Genomic DNA, 22,037 nt, shown 5'->3' on the forward strand with positions numbered 1-22,037 from the left:
TTGGCGGAGTGGGTAAGTCATAGTCGGGATTTTTTTAGATTACTCATTTGTGGACTGGCTAATTTTTAAATGCAAGTATTAAAAACCCGGTTTCTTCAATAAACCGGGTTTCTCATCTTTATCCCGCTACCACGAAATTAACCAACTTTCCAGGCACCACAATTACCTTTTTAATCTCCTTACCTTCCAGGTGACGCTTGGCCAATTCCGACTCGCGAGCCAACTTTTCCAAAGCAGCTTTATCAGCACCAGAAGGCACTTGAATTGTGCCGCGAGTCTTGCCCATAACTTGAATTACCAGCGTAATTTCATCGGTAACTAATGCAGATGGATCGACAGTCGGCCAAGTTTGCGTATGCACCAATTCACTGTTACCAGTATTGTGCCACAATTCATCAGCAATATGTGGTGCAAAAGGCGCTAACAAGCGAATCAAAGTGTTGATTCCTTCTGCATAAATTGGCGAGTCTTTACACTTAGCATCATTCAAAGCATTGCTGAGTTTCATCATTTCAGAAACAGCAGTATTGAATTGATAATCCCCCTCCAAATCTTCGCTAACTTCCTTAATTGCAGTGTGAATTGCCCGCCGTAAATCCTTCTCAATTTTACTTAATTCAGCATTTTCTCCCCCTTGACCGGGGGTGGCAGGGGGGCGTGCAGCAAACTCTGTCACCACGCGCCAAACGCGATTTAAAAAACGAAATTGCCCTTCCACATCAGCATCATCCCACTCCAAATCCTTCTCGGGCGGCGCTTTGAATAAAATAAACATCCGCGCCGTATCTACCCCATATTTGCCCATAACTTCCAAGGGGTCAACGCCATTGTATTTTGATTTGGACATCTTCTCGTAGAAGACTTCTAAAGCTTCACCAGTTGCAGGATCTTTGGGATTTGCGGGGTCTATATCTGCTGGGGGAACGTATTTGCCAGTAACAGGATTTTTGTAGGCCATTGCTTGTACCATGCCTTGAGTTAACAGGCGTTTAAATGGTTCGTCACAATTGATTAAACCCCGATCGCGCAAAACCTTGGTAAAGAACCGCGAATACAGTAAGTGCAAGATTGCGTGTTCGATGCCGCCGACATATTGGTCTACAGGCATCCAATCATTTGTCTTCGCCGTATCGAAGACTTGCTCTTGATTTTGAGCATCGGGATAGCGCAAGAAATACCACGAGGAATCGATAAAAGTATCCATCGTATCTGTTTCCCGCTTCGCCGGAGTGCCGCAACTCGGACAAGGAACGTTTACCCATTCTTCCATCTTTGCCAAGGGCGAACCTTTGCCCGTAAATTCTACATTTTCCGGCAACAAGACGGGCAAATCCGATGCGGGTACGGGGACTGTTCCGCAGGTGGGACAGTGAATTACGGGAATCGGAGCGCCCCAATAACGCTGTCTAGAAATCAACCAATCTCTCAAACGATATTGCACTCGCGCTTTGCCATAACCTTCATTTTCGGCATATTCAATCACTGCTCCTTTGCCTTTAATTGAATCCATGCCGTTGAAGTTTTCGGAATTAATCATAATTCCGGGTTCTGTGTAAGCTTCGGTCAGCGGAATCTCATCATCATCCACAATTACTACTTTAATTGGCAGTTGATATTGATTGGCAAATTTGAAATCTCGGGTGTCGTGGGCGGGTACTCCCATGACTGCGCCGGTGCCGTATTCGTACAGCACATAATCGGCAATCCAAATGGGGATTTCTTCGCCGTTGAAAGGATTGATTGCTTTGCCGCCTGTGGGGATGCCGCGCTTTGGTTTGTCTTCGGCTGTGCGATCGATCTCGCTTTGCAGTGCAACTTCTTTGATGAAGGTTTCTACGGCGGCTTTTCTGTCTTCGGTAGTCACGCGCTGAGTTAGTGGATGTTCCGGCGCTAAAACAAGGTAACTGACGCCGTAAACTGTATCGGGACGTGTGGTGAAAACGGCGATTTTTTCATCCATTCCGACGATGGGAAATTCTAAGTAAGCGCCGACTGATTTGCCGATCCAGTTGGCTTGCATTAATTTGACTCTTTCTGGCCAATCTGGCAATTTGTCTAAGTCGTTTAATAACTGTTCGGCGTAATCGGTAATTTTGAGGAACCACTGCCGCAATAATTTGCGCTCGACTTTGGCACCGGAACGCCAGGAACGACCTTCGTTATCTACTTGTTCGTTTGCTAAGACTGTTTGGTCTATAGGGTCCCAATTAACTGCGGCTTCTTTTTGATAAGCTAATCCGGCTTCTAAAAATTGCAAGAAAATCCATTGAGTCCACCGATAATAATCGGGAGAACAAGTTGTAACTTCTTTTGTCCAGTCGAAAGAAATACCCAAGCGGCGAAATAAGCCTTTCATTTGGGCAATATTTTCATAAGTCCATTTTGCCGGGGGAATTCCGCGCTCGATGGCGGCATTTTCTGCGGGCAAACCAAAAGCGTCCCATCCCATCGGATTCAATACCCGATAACCTTGCATTCGCTTGAGTCTGGCAATTACATCGATGATTGTGTAGTTGCGGACGTGTCCCATGTGCAGGTTTCCCGATGGATAGGGGAACATGGATAAGGCATAAAATTTAGGCTTTTGGGTATCTTCTGGCATTTGGTCTAAGTTTTGCTCAGCCCATGTCTGCTGCCATTTTTCTTCTATGGATTGGGGGTTATATCTGGAATCCACAACAATTGCTCCGTGCAGGGTTTAGTAATGTTTGCTTCAGTATTTTTACACATTCAAGGGGCTTCGATTCTGATTTTTCTGAGCTCCAAGGATTTTGGCTCAAATCTCTGTATTATATATTGTAGTATAGGTGATTTTAGCTGGGGGGCGATCGACCAAATATCGCCGTTCGCCCTGAAAAAAGTAAATAACTGCAATCCCCAGAAACCCGATTTCTTTGACAAACTGGGTTGATTCTCCTAGTTCGAGCTTAGATGCTATCAGGGTCGATGTTCAATTCGCGCAGTTTGGCTGCTAAACGTTCGGCTTTTTGAGCTTCTTGTTCGGCACGCTGCGAGGCTTCTTCGGCTCGTTGCGTTGCTTCTTCTGCGCGCTGAAATTCTCCTTCTGCGCGCTGAAATTCTCCTTCTGCACGCTGAAATTCTTGTTCGGCACGCCGTCGCTCTAAATCTCGCTGTTCATCTAATTCGGAATAGGAAAGAAACTTTTGTCCATCAGGTCGATAAATCTCTAACCCTTCCGATCCCAACTCAAACCGCACTCCCAATCTTGGACTTATCCAGCCCTCCATGGGTTCAATTACTTCTAACATTCCTTCAATTCTTTGCCAACCAGTCAACTCATTTTGTGCTGGGTCATAAAGGTAATACTCCTCAACTCCGTAGCGATTGTAAAATGAAAATTTCTTGTTCATTTTTATTTGGCTGTCGCTGAAAGAGCGAATTTCAAACACGACTTGGGGAGGAATATTATCTTCACGAAATTGTAGGTAAGAACGCCGATCGCCCTTTGGCTTCCCAAATACCACCATTACATCGGGCGCTTGAGAAATATCTGTTCTACCCTCAACCGGATACCACAGTAAATCGGCGGCTGTAAACACGTTTGGGTCATCTTTCAACAGTGACTCGCAACCTTCTTTGATTGTGACAATTAATTTGTATTGAATTGTGCTATCTGCCATCGGTTGACCGTCGCTGCATGGATAAATAATTTCTTCGGTTGTGACTTGCATTGTGGTTGTCTCCGAGAAGTATCTGAGCTTAATTCGACTCTTGTTTGAAGCAACTATCTGCGCCGAAAATGGCACTGCCCTTTCCCTACTGACCGACTCTTCAAAATAGCGAGCAGCGGCGCTTCAAAGCTGCTTGCAAAAGAGTGTTGTACAGTTTTTCCTTAACAGTATAAGCGCCGAATCTTTCCAAGTGCGGATTGTTCATTTGAGCGTCGAACATCAGATAAGATCGATCGCGCAATCTCTCCACCAACTTCACCATCGCCACCTTAGAACCCTCGGGAATTCGGTAAAACATCGACTCCCCAATAAACGCACCGCCGATCGACAATCCGAGAATACCGCCCGCCAATTCGTCGCCGCACCAAGTCTCGAAGCTGTAAGCCCAACCGGCCTCATACAAACCCCAGTAAATCTTCTTGAGCTCCTTAGAAATCCAAGTCGTTTCGCGATCGGCACAACCCTCAACCACCGCCCCAAAATCGCGGTTCACAGCTACCGAAAATCGATTTTGATTGATTTGGCGACGCAGGGATTTCGGATAGGTAAATCTTTCATCCAGGGGAATCAGCGCCCGCTGCCGGCTCGAATACCACCCCAAACTCTCCTCGCCGTCATTTGCCATCAAGAAATAGCCTTGCGCGTATCCTTGTATAATTGTCGGTATATCATATTGCATATATTTATCAGTTGTCATTTCTCAGTTAACTTTTCAAAGTCAACATTAGCAATTAGGAATAATCATGTCTGAAACCATCGAACCTATTACCTTACCGCCCGCCAAAAACCCTGAGCAAGAAGGCCAATGGCTCCAACAAACGCTGCTGGCATGGCTAGACTCCGAGTTTATCCCAGAAGCCGCCAACCAGCAAATAGCTAAAAGAGCTGCCCAAATCTATGTCCGCCAGCGTATGGAAGGCGAAAACGACTTGGGCAGCCTCGTAATTGCGATCGTCACCGAAATGCAGGCCTATGATTTTTCTAAAAGCTTCTACGGCGAATTTGCGATCGCCAACGCCGTCAGCGACTTGTTACTCGAAAGTCTCGGCATCGATAAATGCTGCGGCCAGTGAAGCAAGAAGGAGGAAAATTTAACTCATAAGTCTGAAACAAAAATCAACCCCAAACATAATCCTGCCGATTAATTGTGAGTTTTTTTCTTCCTTCTTCCTTCTTCCTTCTTCCTTCTTCCTTCTTCCTTCTTCCTTCGTGCTACCAGCTAGACTTCACAACACCGGGCAAAAGACCTTCGTGAGCCATTTCTCGCATCATGTTGCGAGACAGTCCGAAGTCACGATAGTAACCTCTGGGCCGTCCAGTTGCCCAGCAGCGGTTCCGCAAGCGAGTCCGCGAACTGCTGCGGGGTAGCTGTTGCAGTTGGCGGTGAATCGCCATTTTGTCCATCTGATTGTTTGCTTGGTCAAACTGGTCTTTCAGGTCTTCCCGCTTGTCGGCGTACTTGTCTACGAGTCTCTGGCGCTTTTTCTCGCGCTCGACCATGCTCTTCTTAGCCATAATCTGTTGATATCCTTAGATAAATCACAATCTACTATTTTACTATATTTTTGTCTTTTTGGATAACTTTAGTTTTAAATATTTTTATTTACACACAACAACTTATCTCATTTGCAGAGTGCCTCAGCTAATATTGTACGATCGACAGTTGCTCGAATTCGAGCTGACCCACCCTAGGAACTACTCCTGGTTCTCGCCAAGAGTTTGTTGTGCAGCGTGTCGAATGTGGAGGATGCGAACTGCGGACACATCTTCACTTTCGGCAATAGTGAAAAGAATGCGGTATGAGTTGCGCCCTTTACCGTAAAGTAACTGCCTAATTTCTTTACTGAAGTATTGATTTTCCCTGGCGAGAGGACAGCGTTTTGGCATCGCTGATAAAGACTCGATTGCCTTCAACAATCCCTCATACCACTCCCTTGCTTTCTCTGGTGATGTCATCTGAGATAATAGCAGGAATGCACTATCCGCTTGTGCTTCTGCAACGCTAGAAATTTCAATGAGATATCTCATCAGTTTCTTGGAAAACTGTACTTGGTGCGCTGTGATTTAGCAAATTCATCAAAAGAACGGAACCGTCCTAACTCAAAATCATTTAACCCCTCCTGAATACCCTCAATAGCTTCTTCAGAGTCTCGGGCTTCCCATTCTAATATCCGAGTTAGCAATTGGGCAGCAACAAGGCTAATATCTTGTCCTTCCCGATCGGCTTTTTCACGAAGTAGGGCCTCTATTTCTGGACTGAGGGAAATCGCAATACTCATATACTTACTTCCTTAGCATTAAGCTGTTGACAATAATTATAGCAAACTCAAAAAACTATCTACCGATCGAGTTCATTTATAAACTCTTCCTTTCAGCAATTGTAAGGTGCGTCAGATTCTATATTTTAATGCTAGTTGCTAGCCTCGGCACTGACGCACCCGTGCGTAATATTAGCAGAAGGGCACAAATCTGCAAGTTCGCAAATATTGCAAGCCGGATTTCTCGCATTACAAACTGCCCTGCCATGATAAACCAACCGAATCGACCAATTTTCCCAATCCGGCTGCGGCAACAATATCATCAAATCCCGCTCGATCCTTGTAGGATCGGTATGTTCGGTTAATCCCAACCGTTGAGTCAAACGTTTGACGTGAGTGTCTACGGTCACGCCCATATTAATACCAAAAGCGTGAGCGAGAACGACATTAGCCGTTTTGCGGGCAACTCCGGGCAATTCTAGTAGCAGTTCCATCCGCTGCGGCACTTGATTGTTAAATTTATTGACGATCGCCTGACAAGCACCTTTAATGTTTTTAGACTTATTGCGGTAGAAACCAGTCGATCGCACGAGACTTTCGAGTTCTTCTATATCAGCATTTGCCAAAGCAACCGCATCGGGAAAACGCCCAAACAAAGCCGGCGTTACCAAATTTACTCGATCGTCCGTACACTGAGCCGAGAGAATCGTCGCCACCAGCAACTGGACGGGAGTTTCGTAGTTGAGAGTACAAGGAGCTTCTGGATACAGGCGTTTGAGGCGAATCAGAATTTCGAGCGATCGTTGTTTTAAACTTAACTTTTTAGTCATTAGTCATTAGTCATTAGTCATTAGTCATTAGTCATTAGTTATTTGTTTTTAACTGGTTCCCAGGCACGACCGGGCAACCCAGATCCAGAGGCTCTGCCTCGCTTGCGTAGGAAAAAAAGGAGAGGGAAAAATAGGAAAATAGGAAAACGGAAAATCCGACATAATTCTTCCTTCTTCCTTCTTCCTTCTTCCCTCTTTCTTCATTTACTATTGCATCAAAAATCGAAAATCTATCCCAGCCAAATTAGCTGTATCCCGAATAATCAAGAAAATTCCCAAACCCAGCAACAACACCAAACCAGTCTGCATAACATTTTCCTGAATGCGGTTCGGCAGAGGCTTGCCCCGCAGTCCTTCTATCAACAGAAAAGCTAGCTGACCGCCATCCAAAGCAGGTAAAGGCAAGATATTAATCACAGCCAAATTGACGCTAATTAACACCGCATACTGAAACAAACTCGCAGCATCCGATTTTGCAATCCCTGCACCAATCGCCACAATCGCCACAGGCCCGGACAACTTGTCGGCAGTCTGGCTGAAATTGCTAAGTAACTGCCCGAAACCTTGAACCGTCAGCACCACAATCCGCTCAAATTCTTTGGCGGCCTTGCTAAACGCCTCTACAAATCCGGCCCGCTGCCGCACCACAGTGCCGTTAGAAGTTAGCTGCACGCCAATGCGACCTTTGCCGTCGGGCGACTCTTCAGGAGTTACTGTCACCACAAATTTTTGTTCTTGGCGCTGAATTTCCAACGCTAGGGGTTGGTTGGGATGATCTTGGATTGCTGTGACCAATAATTTGATAGCTTCGCGGGAAGCGCCCAATTCCTTGGCGTCAACAGACAGAACAACGTCGCCCGATCGAATTCCCGCTTGTTTGGCGGCCGAACTGACTTCCGCAGCGACTTCCGGGACTTTAACTCCCGGTAGGTAGTTCATTTCTGCCGCGCCGACAGTGCCCAGTTGCACCACCAGCAGGAAATAAGCAAAAATTAAGTTGGCAATTACCCCTGCAATAATGACGATCGCCCGATCGAGCACGGGGCGATTTTTGAGCAAATTCGGGTCATTTGGGGGAATTGTACTCTCGGGATCGTCGTCCGGGAAACCCACGAAACCTCCCAGGGGAAAGGCGCGGAGGGCGTATTCAGTTTCCGGGCCTTGGTACTTCCAGAGGATGGGCCCGAAACCGATAGAGAAGCGGTTGACGTGGATGTGTTGAAGTCTCGCCGCCAGGAAGTGGCCGAGTTCGTGAACGACAATCAAGATACCTAAAACTGCGATCGCTGCCAAAACTGACATGAAGGATTCCACTAACACTTTTACTTGACTTTAATTTATTTTAATATCTTTTTAATATCGGTGGCTTCGGAGCGGCAATTTTCAGTCAAACTGGAAGGTGGAGTTTTTGTCGGAAGTCCCGGGCGCGGAGATCGACCCGACGCTGCCAAACCGATCGCGCGATCGTACCTGAGTTTACCTCTAAAACCAATTCCCATTACCAATTCCCTATTACAAATTCCCCATTACCAATTCCCAGTTACCCATTCCCCATTATGAAAGACACTTCTTTGAATATTATCGCTATTTCTATCTTTGCCATCACCGTTTCAATATTGTTGGGGCCCCTATTCAACTTGCCAGAAGCCGTACCTGCGATCGCCACTTTTTGCCTGTTGGGGCTAGCCACCCTTGACAGTTTCCAGTGGCAAGGTCAAGGCGGTACTATTTTATTAGATTGGCTGGGGGGAAGTTCCAAACAAAAGCGCGATCGTATCCTTCACCACGAAGCCGGACACTTCCTAGTTGCCCACCTGTTGGGAATTCCCGTAACCAGCTACGCCCTCAACGCTTGGGAAGCATTTAAACAAGGTCAAACAGCCCAAGGCGGCGTCCGATTTGAAGACGAACAATTAGCATCTCAACTCCAAAGTGGCACTCTTTCCGCCCAACTTTTAGACCAATACTGCACCGTGTGGATGGCCGGAATAGTCGCCGAAAAATTTGTTTACGGCAGCGCACAAGGAGGAGCAGAAGACCGCACCAAAATTAGTGCAATTTTAACACAACTGCGCCGTCCCAGTTCCGAGATTCAACTCAAACAAAACTGGGGTTTGCTGCGAGCAAAAAACCTGATCGAAAACCACAAATCAGCTTACGAAGCCCTAGTAGCAGCAATGGAAGAAAGAGCAACTGTTGCCGAATGCTGCGACATAATTCAGCAAAATTTATAGAAAAAAAATTACGCACTATTGCCTTATAAACCCGGTTTTTCTGGAGATGTATCACAAAAACCAAAAAAATGCGTAGAAACCGAGTTTAAGAGCGTATTATAGGGATTAAAAATTCATGTCAGAACCAAAAACTTTCCCAACAACACTGCAAACAGCGAACCCAAATACAGAAAAATTGTTGTGGCTGTTCGGTTTCCGGATCGACCCCGGCACCGAAACACCAAATCTATATACTCTAATGGTCTATGGAGAACAAGAGCCACCCTTAGTAGCCGGCGGTCAACTTGTATTTTTTACCCGTCCAGAACTAGCGATTAACGCTCTCCAATTGTGCAATATCGATGTCAGTGAACTGGGAAAGCCGCCCACACAAATAGACGCTATTTGCGACATTGCAGAAACGCTGTACTTGCTCGATGCCGAAGATTTTGACGAGTCAGCTACTATCCTCAACTGTTTGAACGCGCTTTTCGATTTAGTGAAAGCTACTTTAATACCGATGCCAACGGAATACAAGCGCATACTTTATGATTTTGCAGACCATTTGAATATTGAGGAAGAGTTTGCAAGTTTTTTAGACGCAGAAGATATTCAGCGATCGGAAATTGTCAATGCTATTTTGTGGTGTGTGGGAGCAATTACAGCTAAATCTAGATTGTTGACCGAGTAATTTAAGAAAAACTAGAATGTGAATCGATAATACATAATATCGCCCAAGGAAATTGTGCCATGACTGTAACAGATTTACGCTTGTGGACTGTACAGGAATACCGCCGCATGACCGAAACTGGCATTCTCAATCCCGATGAACGAGTCGAATTAATTGACGGGCAAATTATTTCAAGGAGTGCAAAAAATCCTCCCCACGCAGCAACTAATCTCTGTGCAGCCGACTATCTAAGAAGTCTGCTGGCAGGACTTGCTTTAATTCGCATCCAAGACCCGATCGCTCTTTCGTTATAATTCAGAACCAGAATCGGATATTGCTGTGGTGCAAATCGACCCCCGGCTGTACCAAGATTTTCATCCCGCACCGGACAATATTTTTTTATTAGTAGAAATAGCTGACACGACTTTAGAAACAGACCGCAAGCTAAAAGCACCGACTTATGCTAAGGCGGGAATTACTGATTATTGAATACTTGATGTTAACAGGCGGCAAGTTGATGTTTTTCGCGAACCAGGCGAAGCAAACTACCGACAAGAAACAGTATTTAATGAAGATCATGTTTTGTCAATGCTGGCATTTCCAGGAATAGAAGTTCAGATTTCGCAACTGTTTCCTTAAGTAGGGGCAGGTTTTACTAAGAATAATTGCCTAAGACAAATAATCTCCTAAACCTGCCCCCACCAACCTATCAATTACCAATTACCCAATTATAAATTACCAAATCTTCAAGCTTGTCCCGATCGCTACAAAAAATTGAGTATTCGGGTCTAGCGCGAGTTATACTCCTACTACAAAGTCCCCACCTGCAAAAAAATCCCGAAATCAAAGTTTATGAGCAACACTTCCCCGCCTCAACCAGCCGCCGACAACCCCCCAACACAAAAACTCAGCCTCTCAACAAAATTAGCTTACGGTGCCGGCGACCTCGGCCCGGCAATTACCGCTAATGTTTTAGCATTTTACCTGCTAGTTTTCTTTACCAATGTCGCTGGTTTACCTGCCGGCTTAGCCAGCAATATTTTGGTAGTTGGCAAGGTTTGGGATGCCATAAACGACCCGATTGTGGGGGTTTTGAGCGATCGTACTTCTCACCCTTGGGGCCGCCGATATCCTTGGATAATATATGGTGGCATTCCCTTCGGCATATTCTTTTTATTGCAGTGGATTGTACCTAGCACGGATCACACAGTGTTATTTTGGTACTATGTTGCGATCAGCATTTTGTTCAACACCGCCTACACGGCTGTCAATCTTCCCTACACTGCCCTGACTCCAGAACTTACTCAAGACTACAACGAACGCACTAGCCTTAATAGTTTTCGATTTGCTTTCTCCATTGGCGGCAGCATCTTTTCATTAATCTTAGCTCTAATTATCTTTGCTGTATTTCAAAACAACCCGAATCAACAATATTTAGTATTAGGTGCAATCTGTGCAGTTATCTCTGTATTGCCTTTGTACTGGTGCGTTTTGGGAACTCGCAAGCACGTCGCAGCCCAACTATTAGAAAACGCCGAACTAGATAATTCTACATCCTTGCCACTGAAAGAACAGTTGCAGATTGCATTTAGCAATCGCCCTTTTTTGTACGTAATTGGAATTTATCTTTTTTCTTGGCTGGGAGTGCAGTTGACTGCTACTATTATTCCATACTTTGTTGTTAACTGGATGCAACAGCCACAGTACGTTTTTAGCTTGGTTGCGATCGCAGTTCAAGGCACTGCATTAATTATGCTATTTGTTTGGAGTAAAGTCAGCGAGAGATACGGCAAAAAAGCCGTATATTTTATGGGCATGAGTTTGTGGATTATTGCCCAAGCTGGACTGTTTTTCCTCCAACCAGGACAAGTATTGCAGATGTACCTATTAGCAGTCATGGCAGGTGTCGGAGTTTCCACGGCTTATCTAATACCTTGGTCGATGATACCGGATGTGATCGAACTCGACGAACTGCAAACCGGAGAAAGACGCGAAGGCATTTTCTATTCATTCATGGTACTGCTACAAAAAATCGGATTGGCAGGGGGTTTGTGGTTGGTAGGCCAAGCATTAGAAAGAGCTGGATTTCTCTCTACAGTTCCCGGACAGCCGGCACCCGTACAGCCAGATTCTGCACTGTTTGCGATTCGAGTTGCGATCGGGCCGCTGCCCACAATTGCTTTAATTGCTGGCATGATTCTTACATATTTTTATCCCATAACCCGCGAAGTTCATGCAGAAATATTGTTGAAACTTCGAGAAAGAAAAGCACAAAATCAGTAAGCGCTAATAAGGAGTAGTTGGTAATTAGTAAAATCAAAAAACAACAACTACCAATAGCTAATCCCAGCGAGAGCAATAGCAATCCTCTCATCCTGTGCGAACTCTTTTTTGTGTTTGACAATGTGTCATCTTCTTATTGCATCCGTTAATTCAAAAAAAAGCACGTTGCGCGTTTACCGAAAGGATTGCTATAGCTTGCTTGGAGGGCGAATAAAAGCGATAGTTTTAGTAAGAGTCCCGGAACCCAGAAACCTAGTTTTGTTACGAAAAAACATAAATCGCGTAGCACCATCCGCCCCGGTGGCCAGACCCAGAAGGGTTGAGTTTTTTGAGATGTCGATCGATCTTGAAAAAACCAATTATTAAATTTTATGTCTGTCGCGCACTATTGAGAGTAGTGTGTGATATACTGTGGTAGTGAGTAAGTCTCTCAACTTCAACAGTCATCCAGCTACTCAAAAAGTTTATAATTAAAAGAAAAGACAGATTTTTCTCAGAAATTGATTCGATTAGTTGCCGTTCCAAAGATTTGCTGAATGTTAATAATTCTATCTACATGGAAAATGCCAAACGTTTTAGCCTGTCAGTTAACGAGTAAGTTAACATATGCTTCTGCTGTTGACTGCGAAGCGAAAAAGGTCATAGATTACAAAGCAATACCAGCGCAAGCGACGGCTGAGGTGTTACAGTCAATTGTAAAAGTTTGGTAAAGTTATTGCGCCCCTACCGCGAAGCTGAGCGACACCGCAAAAAGTTTGCTTCGTCGCCCGGACACTCTACATACAAGCACAACGCAGCAGACCCAAATGCAGTTTGATACAAGTCTCCAGAAGTTGTAAAATAACTTTTGCCGCCGGCACACCATAGGGATTTAGTGATTTTTGTATACTATGTGAAAAGAGTGAGAACTATTAGAAGGAATTGGGCTCGACCAACCAAGAATCTCGTGTGATATCCTTAAGCCAATGCTCAAAGTATCAACTAGAAGGCTCGCAGAACAAAGCTGATTTTACCCCCAAAATATCAAAGAGGTCAACATGGAAAGAGAACAGGACGCTCATATCGTACCCATTAGCAACCAGAGCAGACAGGTGCAGCAATTTTCCGTTGACGAGGGAGAAGAGTTAAGCGCGCAGCCTCAGAAAGGATTGAATGTAAAACCGTTGTTGAGGACTTTTCAGCGACAAGCCCTCATCATTATTGGGATTATGGGTCTAGTAGGCTTTGGAGCTTTTTATCAGATCAAGGGAGGCAAGAAAACATATCAAGGCGATTTTCGGATGCTAGTGGAACCAGTGACAACGGAGGCCAGAATTGCTGACCCCGCTGCCCTCGCCAATCGCAGCGAGGGGGGAGGAGTACCTAATCGAGATTTTTTTAGTTTGGACTACGCAACTCAACTTGAAATTCTCAAGAGTCCTCAGATGCTTTCTGCTATTACCAAACAAGTCCAAAAACGATATCCAAAAGTTACCGAAAAAATTCTTGAAAAAGAATTAGTCGTTTTGCGGCTGGGAGAAGATCAGACGACGCTCACTAAAATTTTGGAAGTTCGCTTCATGGGGAACGAGCCTGAATTAGTTGAGTTCGTTTTACAAGAAACTAAAAAGAAATATTTAAAGTACAGTCTTGATGAACGCAAGACTCGGATTGGTGAAGGTGTTAAATTTATTGAAGACCAGCTTCCGGGACTCAATAAGCGCGTAAACAAGCTGCAATCGGAGTTACAGGTGATACAGCAGCAGCAACAGATTACCGATCCTAAAGAACAAGGCGCGCAATTGATCGAGCAAGTTCGCACTGTAGAAACTTTAGAGTTAGAAACTCAAAGGCTACTGCAAGAACAGAAAACGCTGTACGCTAACTTGCAAAAACAATTAGATTTTACACCCAATGAAGCTATTGCCGCTTCAGCTTTAAGCGAAGAACCTCAATATAAAGAGTTGCTGACCAAGGTTAAGGAAGTAGAAGGTCAGATTGCTGTAGAAACAGCTCGTTTTAAATCTGCTAACCCTATAGTGGAAGCTTTAGAGCGTAAGCGGGCAAATTTAGTAGCTTTGCTCAACCAGCAAACTGATCGAATTTTGGGGCAAAACTTAGTAGGCACCCAAGCTAATTCTAAAGTCCAGAATTTTCAAAATTCTATTCGCATAGGCTTGATTAAACAATTGGTTGATACTGCTAACCAAGTTGAAGTCTTAGAAGCTCGCCTTCAAGCAATCACCCAAACTAAAAACAATTTAAACACAAAAGCAACAGCATTCCCCAGCATAGCCCGCCGCTACAACGAGCTGCAACAGCAATTAGAAGTAGCCGGCCGCACCCGCGATCAACTTTTAACCCAGCGGGAAACTCTGCGCGTCCAAGCAGCTCAAAGCCAAGTACCTTGGGAAATAATTTCTGAACCACGGATACCGCGAGATGAGAAGGGCCAGTTGATGACAGTTCCATCGAAAGCTAAAAACAAATTTTTGATGGCAGTTGTTGGAGCGCTAGTTTTGGGTCTGGGAGCTGCTATCCTAATTGAAAAGTTACGCAATATTTTCTACTCTCCTGATGACGTTAAAGATGCGGTTGAAGCACCTTTATTGGGAGCAATTCCTCTTGACAAAAATGCTAGAAAATTGCCGCCTTCTATTGCTAAGGCCTATGCTTATCTTGAAGGAAAAGAGGGTAATAGGAAAAATGCTGCGGAATTTATAGAAGCTTTTGACTCTCTTTATACTAATATCCGCTTTCTTTCTTCAAATCGAACGATTAGCTCTTTGGCAATTGGTTCGGCTACAGTTGGCGAAGGCAAATCTACCGTTGCTTTAAACTTAGCTCACGTGGCAGCGCTGGCGGGTCAGCGAGTGCTGTTAGTAGACGCGAATTTGCATTCCCCCAGCCTGCACTTGCTGTTGGAACTGCCTAATGTCAAGGGATTGAGCAACTTGCTCGACAATAAAAACGAACCCCATGAAATTATCCAACCATCGCATCTAGCAGATAATCTTTTTGTATTAACTGCCGGTCTCCCGGAGCCTGGTACTGCCAGACGGCTTGCATCATCTCAGATGCAGTATTTAATGGAAGAACTTCAGGCAAAATTTGACTTAGTTATCTACGATACGCCACCGCTGGCGGACAGTAAAGATGCGAATTTTTTAGCGGCGCGCACCGATGGCATACTGATGGTTGTAGCACTTCGCCAGGTTCCCTTTTCTTTAGTCCAAAAAGTTTTCAGTCAATTAGAAAATTTTGGCATACCATGCTTGGGCACAGTTGCGAATCATGCCACTAAACGCAAGAAGTACCCAGCATCTAGATCACCAGTTGTTGAAGATAAAAATGAATATTTGAATTTGGTACCAGCACCGTCTCGTATCCGCAAACTAGCTCCTAAAAAAGAGTGACACCCAAAAAAGCTGACCCCCAAAAAATGAATACCAGCCCCCGACAGGAGTCATGGAACTCCCAAAATTTTAGACTCTTGTTCAAGCTCCCAGATTCGTCTGTGGAGTAAATCGAAAATCTAAAATCGTTCGACTGAGCGCGAGTTGACTAAGCGCTCGCCGAACCTCTTAGGTCGAAGTCTAAGATCTAAAATCTAAAATTGAGTGATGGCGGACTAATTTCCATCCGGGTTGGTAGGAAATGTGACGGTAAAATTAGTCCAGCCATTCCTGCTTTCAACCTCAATTTTTCCCTGCAACTGTTCGACAAGTTTTTGAACCAAAGCTAAACCCAAACCTGTACCTCCTTGTTTCCAAGGATCGGCGTTGGGAACTCGATAAAATTTCTCAAAAATTCGAGGCAATTCCTCTATGGAAATGGACGATTGATTGCTGAGTGTAAATTGGATTTCTGAAGCCACAGCACTTGCTTGTCGCGAATTTGTCCTTTGTCCTTCTTGTTCCCAGTCTCCGTTTTTGCACTCAACTTTCAGAAAAATTTCGCCGTCATTGGCAGTATATTTGCAGGCATTGTTGAGGAGTTCGGCTAAAATTCGTCCCAAACTAGCGCGGTTGGAACTGATCGTGGGGAGGTGGCGATCACACTCTACTCGCAAATCCTGGTGGCGGTCGTGGGCCCGGGTGTAAAACGGGTCGATAATAGTAGGCAGCCAGACTTCTAAGTTTACTGGTTCGAGGTCGATCGGACAAGTTGCGGCTTCGAGCCGCTGTAAATCTAGCAAAGCATTAATCAAATCTGTTTCTCTAGTACATTCTGTTTCTAAAATTTCTAGATAAATCTGGCGTCGATCTGGTGTGGGAGAAATTCTCAACATATGAATAGCCATTTTTATATTAGCTAAAGGCGTCCGCAGTTCGTGAGAAACCGTGCTGAGAAATTCATCTTTGAGGACGTTTAAATGCTGGAGTTCGTGAACTTTTTGCTGCAATTCGGCGGTGCGTTCTTGGACTTGGCGTTCGAGGTCGGTGTTGAGATTTTGGACTTGCTGATAGAGTTGGGCTTGCTGAATGGCGATCGCGATTTGAGTTGCCAGTTGCAGCAGCAAATCCACTTCCGAAGGTTGCCACTGACGGGATTGGGAACACTGATGGACACACATCATCCCCCACAAATTGCCGTCTTGCAAAATTGGTACAATCAAATAAGCTTTGATTTGCGCTTGCTGGAACCGGGCATATTTTTCGGCGCTCAAACAGGCTTGGTCGAGATCCGGAACCGCATAAATTTCCTGTTCGATCACAGAAGCAGATTCTTGCCAGATATTATCCGGCATGATTTCTCCCAAGATTGAAGACCAATTTTCGGCAACGGATTCTGCCACTACAATGCCGTAATTGCTGGACTCTAAATGCAGGATTGCTACTCGGTCAGCTTGCAAAACTTGGCGGACTTCATCGACGCTGGCGTTGAGAATTTCTTCGAGGTTTAAGGATTGGTGAATCCGCAAGGAAATGTGAGTTAACAGCCGATCGCGCTGCAATTGTTCATGGAGTTTTGCAGTCCGTTCCCGCACCTGCTGTTCCAGTTTGGCGTTGCGGCTTTGCAACAGTTCCACTTTTTCGGCTTGGAGTTGATAAACCGACTGCTGCAACTGTTTGACAACTCGGTACATTTCGGTGGGGTCGAGGACTCTGAGCAAGCTGGTCTGAGTAATAATTCCCAACAGTTCTCCGCGCCCCCCGCACACGACCAACCGCTGCACTTGTTGCTGCTGCATTTCTTTGTGGGCCATCCACAGGGAATCGGAAGGTTGAAGAAATTGCAGGGGAGTTCTCATGACTTTTTGAGCTGGGGTTTGCTCGAAATTTAGTTCGAGAAACTGTGCTTGCACGATGTCGTATTCGGTAAGAATTCCCAGGGGTTGGTGAAAGGAATAGTGAAAAATGGAGGTATAGTCATCTTTGGGCTTCTCCATTGTTAATTCTTTGTTTTTTGTGATGACTACGCAACTGACTTGATGCTCTGACATCAGTTCGGTTATACTCTGCAGCGAGGCGGTGTGGGGTGCTGTAATTGGCGTAGTCATCAATTCTGCTACCCGTCGCAATTTGAGAATGTTTGAAGGCTGCAATACTTGGCGAATTCTTTCCCGCGTCAGCACTCCTACCAAGTGGCCCAATTGATTGACGATCGGCAAATAGCGAATCTTGTGCTGGCGAAATAAGGATAAAGCGGTAAACACGTCTTGGTCATCGGATTCTGTGAGGGAGACCGAAACCGGGGACATCACTTCAGAAATGGGTATTTTGTGCAGGGCTACTTTGTGCTGGGTGTCTATTTTGCCAGAAGCTATCAGCCTCACTAAGTCGGCGGGAGTTAATATGCCGATTAACAATCCGCGACTGGGGTTGTCGGATAAGTTCCCTGTGGTAATAGTCTGCTGGTTCTGCACGACGAGCACGCAGCGGGCCCGCACCTTGTCCGGCGGGGACGTTTCGGTCATCCCCCCCCGGTCTGAGGGTACAGGTGTTTTGACTAGGGGACAACTGTTTTGCAACTGACTCATCAGGGCGATCGCCGCTGCTAAGGAAGTTTCTGGCCCGGCAGTTAGGGGGTAGCGGTCGATCGCTTGTTCTAAGGCTGAGGAGTAAAAGGGCGGGTGGTAAAACGGCATAGTTGATTGCAGGTTGTCAGAGGGCGGCTAACTATCGGGCAAAGCCTTAGGGAACGGCACAAACACCTCGCCTGTGCTTGGGATTTAAATAATAAACTTTCTCATTGATTATTTCCACGCAATCTGAGCTTGAGATTAATGGTGCCACTAATTCGCAATCTCACGGATCTCAAATCCTTGGGCGGTTTTTACTGCCTGCTTTTCTCCAGAGACTCTCCTATAATCAAAATAACCCGAATGTAAAGTTTTACTACAAGATTTATCCATAATGACAACTTTAAGCTTAGAGCAAATTGCAGCCAAGTTAGAAAGCCAAAATTCAGCCGATCGAATGGTGGCTTTGGCCAACTTGCGGAACGTGCCTGCTGCAGAGGCGGTGCCTTTGATTAAAAAGGTGTTGAACGACGAAAGTTTGCAAGTGCGATCGATGGCTGTGTTTGCTCTCGGGGTCAAACCGACAGCAGAGTGCTATCCTATTTTAGTCAAATTGCTAGAAACAGACCCGGATTACGGCATTCGCGCTGACGCTGCGGGTGCTTTGGGCTATCTGGAAGATATCAGAGCTTTTGATGCTTTGGTGCGGGCTTTTTACGAAGATACTCAATGGCTGGTGCGCTTCAGTGCTGCTGTTTCTCTGGGAAATCTCAAAGATCCCCGGGCTCGTGACGTGCTGCTAAAAGCTCTCGACAGCGAGCAAGTGGTGATCCAGCAGGCGGCAATTTCGGCTTTGGGGGAAATTAAGGAAATTGGGGCGATCGATCGCATCCTCAATTTTGCTCAGTCGGAAGATTGGCTGATTCGCCAGAGGCTGGCTGAAGCTTTGGGCAATTTGCCGAGTGTTAAGAGCGTTTCGGCTTTGAAATACTTAGAAAAAGATAGTAATTCTCAAGTATCTAAGGCGGCAACAATTTCTCTTGATCGCCTGTCAAAAGCAGAAGCGTGACCTAAAACTTTTAGTATGTTGAAAAACCCGGTTTATTCAATAAACCGGGTTAATCCGTATTTTAGCAATCTTAATGAAATTTATAGAGTATTCCGTAAAACCAGAATGTATTATTTAAGCTGCGAGGCTAAATCGCAAGTTAAAATAGTTGTCGATCTCCTTTAACCCAAACTAATCATGAATCAAGCGCCCAATCCCTTTAACTCAAATCCCTCCAATCCCCTAGACCCCTTGGAGCAAGAAGTTGACGATCAAGGTGAAGCATTGCCGAGACAGTACCACCCGGCAACTAAAAAAACTCTGCAAAAAGTCTTTATTATCCTGGTAGTTGTCGGGGCAATTATTGGGGGAATTCTGTCTATAGGGGTGATTTCGCTGATGCAGAAGGCAGGACTGACAGATGTGCCGGCAAGGGTACAGAATCCTAAGTGAATGGGTGGGTTGAGCGTACCTGAAGCGATCGCCCAGCCTTAATTATAATATCGTTCAATATCGTGCCCATGTTGCTGGCGCGAAATTAAGATGCGATCGCTCGCCTAGTACCCCAATAAATCTTAATATTTTCATTATTTTATTTGATGCCACTGTGTCTATACAATCAAATTCGGTGCTGTAGCGGCCCGGATCAAAAACAGTTTTAAATAAACCACACTTATTCTGAGTAAGAGAATGTTACTTATTGCCCTATTTATCGCCACCTTTTTTTTAGCATACTGCAATGGTGCTAATGATAATTTTAAAGGCGTGGCGACACTGTTTGGTAGTCAGACCACGAACTATAAAACAGCAATTGGTTGGGCAACTATCACAACTTTTGCAGGTTCAATATTTTCTATTTTTTTAGCAGAAACGCTGGTAAAAAGCTTTTCGGGAAAAGGGCTAGTTCCAGACGAGATCGCCAATGGTCAAGATTTTCATTTGGCAGTCGCGATCGCTGCGGGTTTAACCGTTATTCTTGCTACCTTAACTGGATTCCCCATTTCCACAACTCACGGTCTTACAGGTGCCCTTAGCGGTGCAGGTTTAGTAGCAATTGGTACTCAAGTTAATTTTACTGCCTTGCAGAAAAATTTTCTAATGCCTTTGTTGCTAAGTCCCATGATTGCGATTCTATTAGGAGCTTTAATTTATGCGCTGTCTCGCTACCTGCGAGTTTATTTAGGAATCCAGAAAGAATGGTGTATTTGCGCTGGTCAAACTCAACAGATTATTCCGATTCCCCAGCCCGATGCAACTAACATACTTAAGTGCATCACAACCGCTGATGTCGCCGTCGATTCTCTAGATAAATGCACGCAAAGGTACCTGGGAAATTTCTTACAAATCCCCAGCCAAAAGTTAGTGGATGTTTGCCATTTTATGAGTGCGGGAATCGTCAGTTTTGCCAGAGGATTGAACGATACGCCGAAAATTGTTTCGCTCATGTTAGTCGGTCAATCAATATCAGTTCAGTGGGGAAGTTTAGCAGTAGCTTTGGGAATGGCGCTCGGCGGTTTATTGAATGCTAAAAAAGTTGCCGAAACCATGAGCAAAAAGCTGACCGCAATGAATACCGGTCAAGGGCTGGTGGCAAACTTAGTGACTGGATTTTTAGTTATTGCTGCCAGTCGTTATGGGCTTCCAGTTTCTACTACCCATGTTTCGGTAGGTTCAATTTTTGGTGTTGGATTGATTTCAAAAAAAGCTAATGTGCGCGTTTTCTATCAGATTCTACTATCATGGATTTTGACCTTGCCAATTGCTGCGGCAATCAGCGGCTGTGGTTACTGGGTGTTGCATCGGTAAAAGAATTAATCGTTAGTCCTAGAACAGAAAGAGTTCGCAGTTGATTTGGGATTGTCATCAAATGATAACCTGATCAAATCTAACGGTAAAAACAAGAAATCGCGCCGGGAGTTTTTGAATAAAAATTTAAGGGTAATTTATGGTTAAAAATTCTCCGATCGCGCCGCCTGTTGCAGATAAATTGATTGGTGCTGGCTTTCACGCTCTTTCCGATCCTTTGCGGCTTCAGATTTTGGAGTTGCTGCGGGAACAGGAGTTGTGCGTGTGTGATTTGTGCGATCGGCTCAACGTCACTCAGTCTAAACTCTCTTTTCACCTCAAAGCCTTGAAGGATGCAGCTTTAGTCCGCAGCCGCCAAGAAGGCCGCTGGATTTACTACAGCCTCAATTTAGCTCAGTTTGTCGCCCTCGAACAGTACCTCGCCGAATACCGCCGTTTCAGCCAGATCCTGCCGGCGCGCCCCTGTTCCGACGCGGGTTAACCTATCAACATTTCTTAATCACTCAAATATTGAGATGGATTGTTAGATGATTGACATATCAATTTTTTTTGATATGATGTGATGGAACCAATTAGTTGAGAGCGATGGATGCAACAGCTCATCGGTTAGCTTGTGCTCGGCCAGATTGCAGGCGAGAGACGATCGCGGAATTTCTAGGTACATTTATTTTGGTTTTTGCCGGCACCGGTGCGGTGATGGTTAACAAAACTAGCGCTGGTTCCGTAACTCATTTAGGCGTCAGTTTTGTATTTGGTGCAGTAGTAACTGCGATGATTTACGCCCTAGGACACATCAGCGGCGCACACTTTAATCCGGCCGTAACTTTAGGGTTTTGGGCGAGCGGTTTTTTCCCAAAATATAAAGTTTTGCCTTACGTTTTAGCGCAGTGTGCGGGTGCAATTGCAGCCTCTCAACTGCTGCTAATTACTTTAGGTGAAGTAGCAAATCTCGGTGCAACTATCCCTCTCAATGGTAACTGGTTGCAGTCTCTCATTTTAGAAACAGTTTTGACCTTTATCTTAATGTTTGTTATCCTCGGTTCGGGATTAGATAGACGCGCTCACATCGGCTTTGCCGGGATAGCAATTGGGTTAACTGTAGGGTTAGAAGCGGCATTTATGGGGCCAATTACCGGAGCGAGCATGAATCCGGCACGATCGCTCGGTCCTGCTTTAATTGGCAGCATTTGGGAACACCATTGGGTTTATTGGGTGGCTCCTATTTGGGGAGCACAATTAGCAGTCGCAGTTTATCGGGAACTGTCTAACGGATTTCGGGATTTTAATTGAAAG

Annotated in this window: 21 protein-coding genes and 1 pseudogene; 13 read left to right on the forward strand and 9 right to left on the reverse strand. The window is 45.1% G+C overall.

All coding sequences use genetic code 11. The features are described 5' to 3' along the window. Positions 1-118 precede the first annotated feature (118 nt). Entirely contained in the window at positions 119-2,677 is a 2,559-nt protein-coding gene (leuS, locus tag D0A34_08515; protein UNU18910.1) for a leucine--tRNA ligase, read from the reverse strand. A gap of 27 nt (positions 2,678-2,704) precedes the next feature. On the opposite strand from leuS, the gene D0A34_08520 reads away from it, so the two are divergent. Then, a complete protein-coding gene (locus D0A34_08520) occupies positions 2,705-2,911 on the forward strand; it encodes a hypothetical protein (GenBank protein ID UNU18911.1) in 207 nt (68 codons plus the stop codon). A 16-nt stretch (positions 2,912-2,927) separates the two neighbouring features. Here D0A34_08520 and D0A34_08525 read toward each other — a convergent pair whose 3' ends face one another. After that, positions 2,928-3,692 carry a Uma2 family endonuclease gene (locus D0A34_08525; protein UNU18912.1) on the reverse strand — a complete coding sequence of 255 codons (765 nt, stop codon included), beginning with the start codon at positions 3,690-3,692 and terminating at the stop codon, positions 2,928-2,930. Positions 3,693-3,792: 100 nt separating this feature from the next. Further along, complete coding sequence (locus D0A34_08530) at positions 3,793-4,389, reverse strand: leucyl/phenylalanyl-tRNA--protein transferase (GenBank protein ID UNU18913.1); 597 nt, start codon at positions 4,387-4,389, stop codon at positions 3,793-3,795. A gap of 46 nt (positions 4,390-4,435) precedes the next feature. Here D0A34_08530 and D0A34_08535 point away from each other — a divergent pair, with 46 nt between their 5' ends. After that, positions 4,436-4,765, forward strand: a complete 330-nt coding sequence (locus D0A34_08535) for a hypothetical protein (protein UNU18914.1) — start codon at positions 4,436-4,438, stop codon at positions 4,763-4,765. A 139-nt stretch (positions 4,766-4,904) separates the two neighbouring features. Here the strand turns inward: D0A34_08535 and D0A34_08540 are convergent, their stop codons facing one another. The 5 genes from D0A34_08540 to rseP form a co-directional block, all read right to left on the reverse strand. Beyond that, positions 4,905-5,207: a 30S ribosomal protein S14 gene (locus D0A34_08540; protein ID UNU18915.1), complete on the reverse strand. Its 303-nt coding sequence runs from the start codon at positions 5,205-5,207 to the stop codon at positions 4,905-4,907. Between the two features lie 180 nt (positions 5,208-5,387). Next, positions 5,388-5,720 (reverse strand): type II toxin-antitoxin system RelE/ParE family toxin, encoded by a 333-nt coding sequence (locus tag D0A34_08545; GenBank protein ID UNU18916.1) that lies wholly within the window; start codon positions 5,718-5,720, stop codon positions 5,388-5,390. Beyond that, positions 5,720-5,971, reverse strand: coding sequence for a hypothetical protein (locus D0A34_08550; GenBank protein ID UNU18917.1), 252 nt, complete (start codon positions 5,969-5,971; stop codon positions 5,720-5,722). Before D0A34_08550 ends, D0A34_08545 begins: the two co-directional genes overlap by 1 nt. Before the next feature lie 131 nt (positions 5,972-6,102). Then, positions 6,103-6,780 (reverse strand): endonuclease III, encoded by a 678-nt coding sequence (nth, locus tag D0A34_08555; protein UNU18918.1) that lies wholly within the window; start codon positions 6,778-6,780, stop codon positions 6,103-6,105. Between the two features lie 207 nt (positions 6,781-6,987). Next, positions 6,988-8,082: an RIP metalloprotease RseP gene (gene rseP, locus D0A34_08560; GenBank protein UNU18919.1), complete on the reverse strand. Its 1,095-nt coding sequence runs from the start codon at positions 8,080-8,082 to the stop codon at positions 6,988-6,990. A gap of 24 nt (positions 8,083-8,106) precedes the next feature. On the opposite strand from rseP, the gene D0A34_08565 reads away from it, so the two are divergent. The 6 genes and pseudogenes from D0A34_08565 to D0A34_08590 all read left to right on the forward strand — a co-directional run bounded on the left by D0A34_08565 (position 8,107) and on the right by D0A34_08590 (position 15,341). Beyond that, complete coding sequence (locus tag D0A34_08565; protein ID UNU18920.1) at positions 8,107-8,340, forward strand: hypothetical protein; 234 nt, start codon at positions 8,107-8,109, stop codon at positions 8,338-8,340. Continuing rightward, a complete protein-coding gene (locus D0A34_08570) occupies positions 8,337-9,014 on the forward strand; it encodes an ATP-dependent Zn protease (GenBank protein ID UNU18921.1) in 678 nt (225 codons plus the stop codon). Before D0A34_08565 ends, D0A34_08570 begins: the two co-directional genes overlap by 4 nt. Before the next feature lie 115 nt (positions 9,015-9,129). Then, positions 9,130-9,684: a hypothetical protein gene (locus tag D0A34_08575; protein UNU18922.1), complete on the forward strand. Its 555-nt coding sequence runs from the start codon at positions 9,130-9,132 to the stop codon at positions 9,682-9,684. 59 nt (positions 9,685-9,743) lie between these two features. After that, positions 9,744-10,302 (forward strand): annotated as a pseudogene (locus D0A34_08580) (Uma2 family endonuclease). Positions 10,303-10,515: 213 nt separating this feature from the next. Beyond that, positions 10,516-11,946, forward strand: a complete 1,431-nt coding sequence (locus tag D0A34_08585; protein UNU18923.1) for an MFS transporter — start codon at positions 10,516-10,518, stop codon at positions 11,944-11,946. Positions 11,947-12,983: 1,037 nt separating this feature from the next. Next, entirely contained in the window at positions 12,984-15,341 is a 2,358-nt protein-coding gene (locus D0A34_08590) for a polysaccharide biosynthesis tyrosine autokinase (GenBank protein UNU18924.1), read from the forward strand. A gap of 215 nt (positions 15,342-15,556) precedes the next feature. Here D0A34_08590 and D0A34_08595 read toward each other — a convergent pair whose 3' ends face one another. Then, a complete protein-coding gene (locus D0A34_08595; protein UNU18925.1) occupies positions 15,557-18,016 on the reverse strand; it encodes a CBS domain-containing protein in 2,460 nt (819 codons plus the stop codon). A 268-nt stretch (positions 18,017-18,284) separates the two neighbouring features. On the opposite strand from D0A34_08595, the gene D0A34_08600 reads away from it, so the two are divergent. The 5 genes from D0A34_08600 (at position 18,285) to D0A34_08620 (ending at position 22,034) form a co-directional block, all read left to right on the forward strand. Next, on the forward strand, positions 18,285-18,959 hold the full coding sequence (locus D0A34_08600; protein ID UNU18926.1) for a HEAT repeat domain-containing protein: 675 nt from the start codon (positions 18,285-18,287) through the stop codon (positions 18,957-18,959). A 177-nt stretch (positions 18,960-19,136) separates the two neighbouring features. Further along, a complete protein-coding gene (locus D0A34_08605) occupies positions 19,137-19,391 on the forward strand; it encodes a hypothetical protein (protein UNU18927.1) in 255 nt (84 codons plus the stop codon). Positions 19,392-19,628: 237 nt separating this feature from the next. Next, a complete protein-coding gene (locus D0A34_08610) occupies positions 19,629-20,744 on the forward strand; it encodes an inorganic phosphate transporter (protein UNU18928.1) in 1,116 nt (371 codons plus the stop codon). A gap of 139 nt (positions 20,745-20,883) precedes the next feature. Further along, positions 20,884-21,225: an ArsR family transcriptional regulator gene (locus D0A34_08615; protein ID UNU18929.1), complete on the forward strand. Its 342-nt coding sequence runs from the start codon at positions 20,884-20,886 to the stop codon at positions 21,223-21,225. Between the two features lie 104 nt (positions 21,226-21,329). After that, the gene (locus D0A34_08620; protein UNU18930.1) at positions 21,330-22,034 is read left to right on the forward strand and encodes an aquaporin; all 705 of its coding nucleotides are present in this window, start codon (positions 21,330-21,332) and stop codon (positions 22,032-22,034) included. Positions 22,035-22,037: the final 3 nt, after the last annotated feature.

Source organism: Microcoleus vaginatus PCC 9802 (genome assembly GCA_022701275.1).
Lineage (GTDB): Bacteria > Cyanobacteriota > Cyanobacteriia > Cyanobacteriales > Microcoleaceae > Microcoleus > Microcoleus vaginatus_A.

Bases quoted from the DNA above. Each gene is read 5' to 3' on its own strand.
- D0A34_08590 (UNU18924.1), top strand. From the start codon at position 12,984: ATGGAAAGAGAACAGGACGCTCATATCGTACCCATTAGCAACCAGAGC.
- D0A34_08540 (UNU18915.1), bottom strand. From the start codon at position 5,207: ATGGCTAAGAAGAGCATGGTCGAGCGCGAGAAAAAGCGCCAGAGACTC.
- D0A34_08530 (UNU18913.1), bottom strand. From the start codon at position 4,389: ATGACAACTGATAAATATATGCAATATGATATACCGACAATTATACAA.
- D0A34_08575 (UNU18922.1), top strand. From the start codon at position 9,130: ATGTCAGAACCAAAAACTTTCCCAACAACACTGCAAACAGCGAACCCA.
- D0A34_08615 (UNU18929.1), top strand. From the start codon at position 20,884: ATGGTTAAAAATTCTCCGATCGCGCCGCCTGTTGCAGATAAATTGATT.
- D0A34_08600 (UNU18926.1), top strand. From the start codon at position 18,285: ATGACAACTTTAAGCTTAGAGCAAATTGCAGCCAAGTTAGAAAGCCAA.
- D0A34_08585 (UNU18923.1), top strand. From the start codon at position 10,516: ATGAGCAACACTTCCCCGCCTCAACCAGCCGCCGACAACCCCCCAACA.
- D0A34_08570 (UNU18921.1), top strand. From the start codon at position 8,337: ATGAAAGACACTTCTTTGAATATTATCGCTATTTCTATCTTTGCCATC.
- D0A34_08520 (UNU18911.1), top strand. From the start codon at position 2,705: ATGTTTGCTTCAGTATTTTTACACATTCAAGGGGCTTCGATTCTGATT.
- D0A34_08610 (UNU18928.1), top strand. From the start codon at position 19,629: ATGTTACTTATTGCCCTATTTATCGCCACCTTTTTTTTAGCATACTGC.
- D0A34_08620 (UNU18930.1), top strand. From the start codon at position 21,330: ATGGATGCAACAGCTCATCGGTTAGCTTGTGCTCGGCCAGATTGCAGG.
- rseP (UNU18919.1), bottom strand. From the start codon at position 8,082: ATGTCAGTTTTGGCAGCGATCGCAGTTTTAGGTATCTTGATTGTCGTT.
- D0A34_08595 (UNU18925.1), bottom strand. From the start codon at position 18,016: ATGCCGTTTTACCACCCGCCCTTTTACTCCTCAGCCTTAGAACAAGCG.
- D0A34_08605 (UNU18927.1), top strand. From the start codon at position 19,137: ATGAATCAAGCGCCCAATCCCTTTAACTCAAATCCCTCCAATCCCCTA.
- D0A34_08535 (UNU18914.1), top strand. From the start codon at position 4,436: ATGTCTGAAACCATCGAACCTATTACCTTACCGCCCGCCAAAAACCCT.
- D0A34_08525 (UNU18912.1), bottom strand. From the start codon at position 3,692: ATGCAAGTCACAACCGAAGAAATTATTTATCCATGCAGCGACGGTCAA.
- D0A34_08545 (UNU18916.1), bottom strand. From the start codon at position 5,720: ATGAGATATCTCATTGAAATTTCTAGCGTTGCAGAAGCACAAGCGGAT.
- nth (UNU18918.1), bottom strand. From the start codon at position 6,780: ATGACTAAAAAGTTAAGTTTAAAACAACGATCGCTCGAAATTCTGATT.
- D0A34_08550 (UNU18917.1), bottom strand. From the start codon at position 5,971: ATGAGTATTGCGATTTCCCTCAGTCCAGAAATAGAGGCCCTACTTCGT.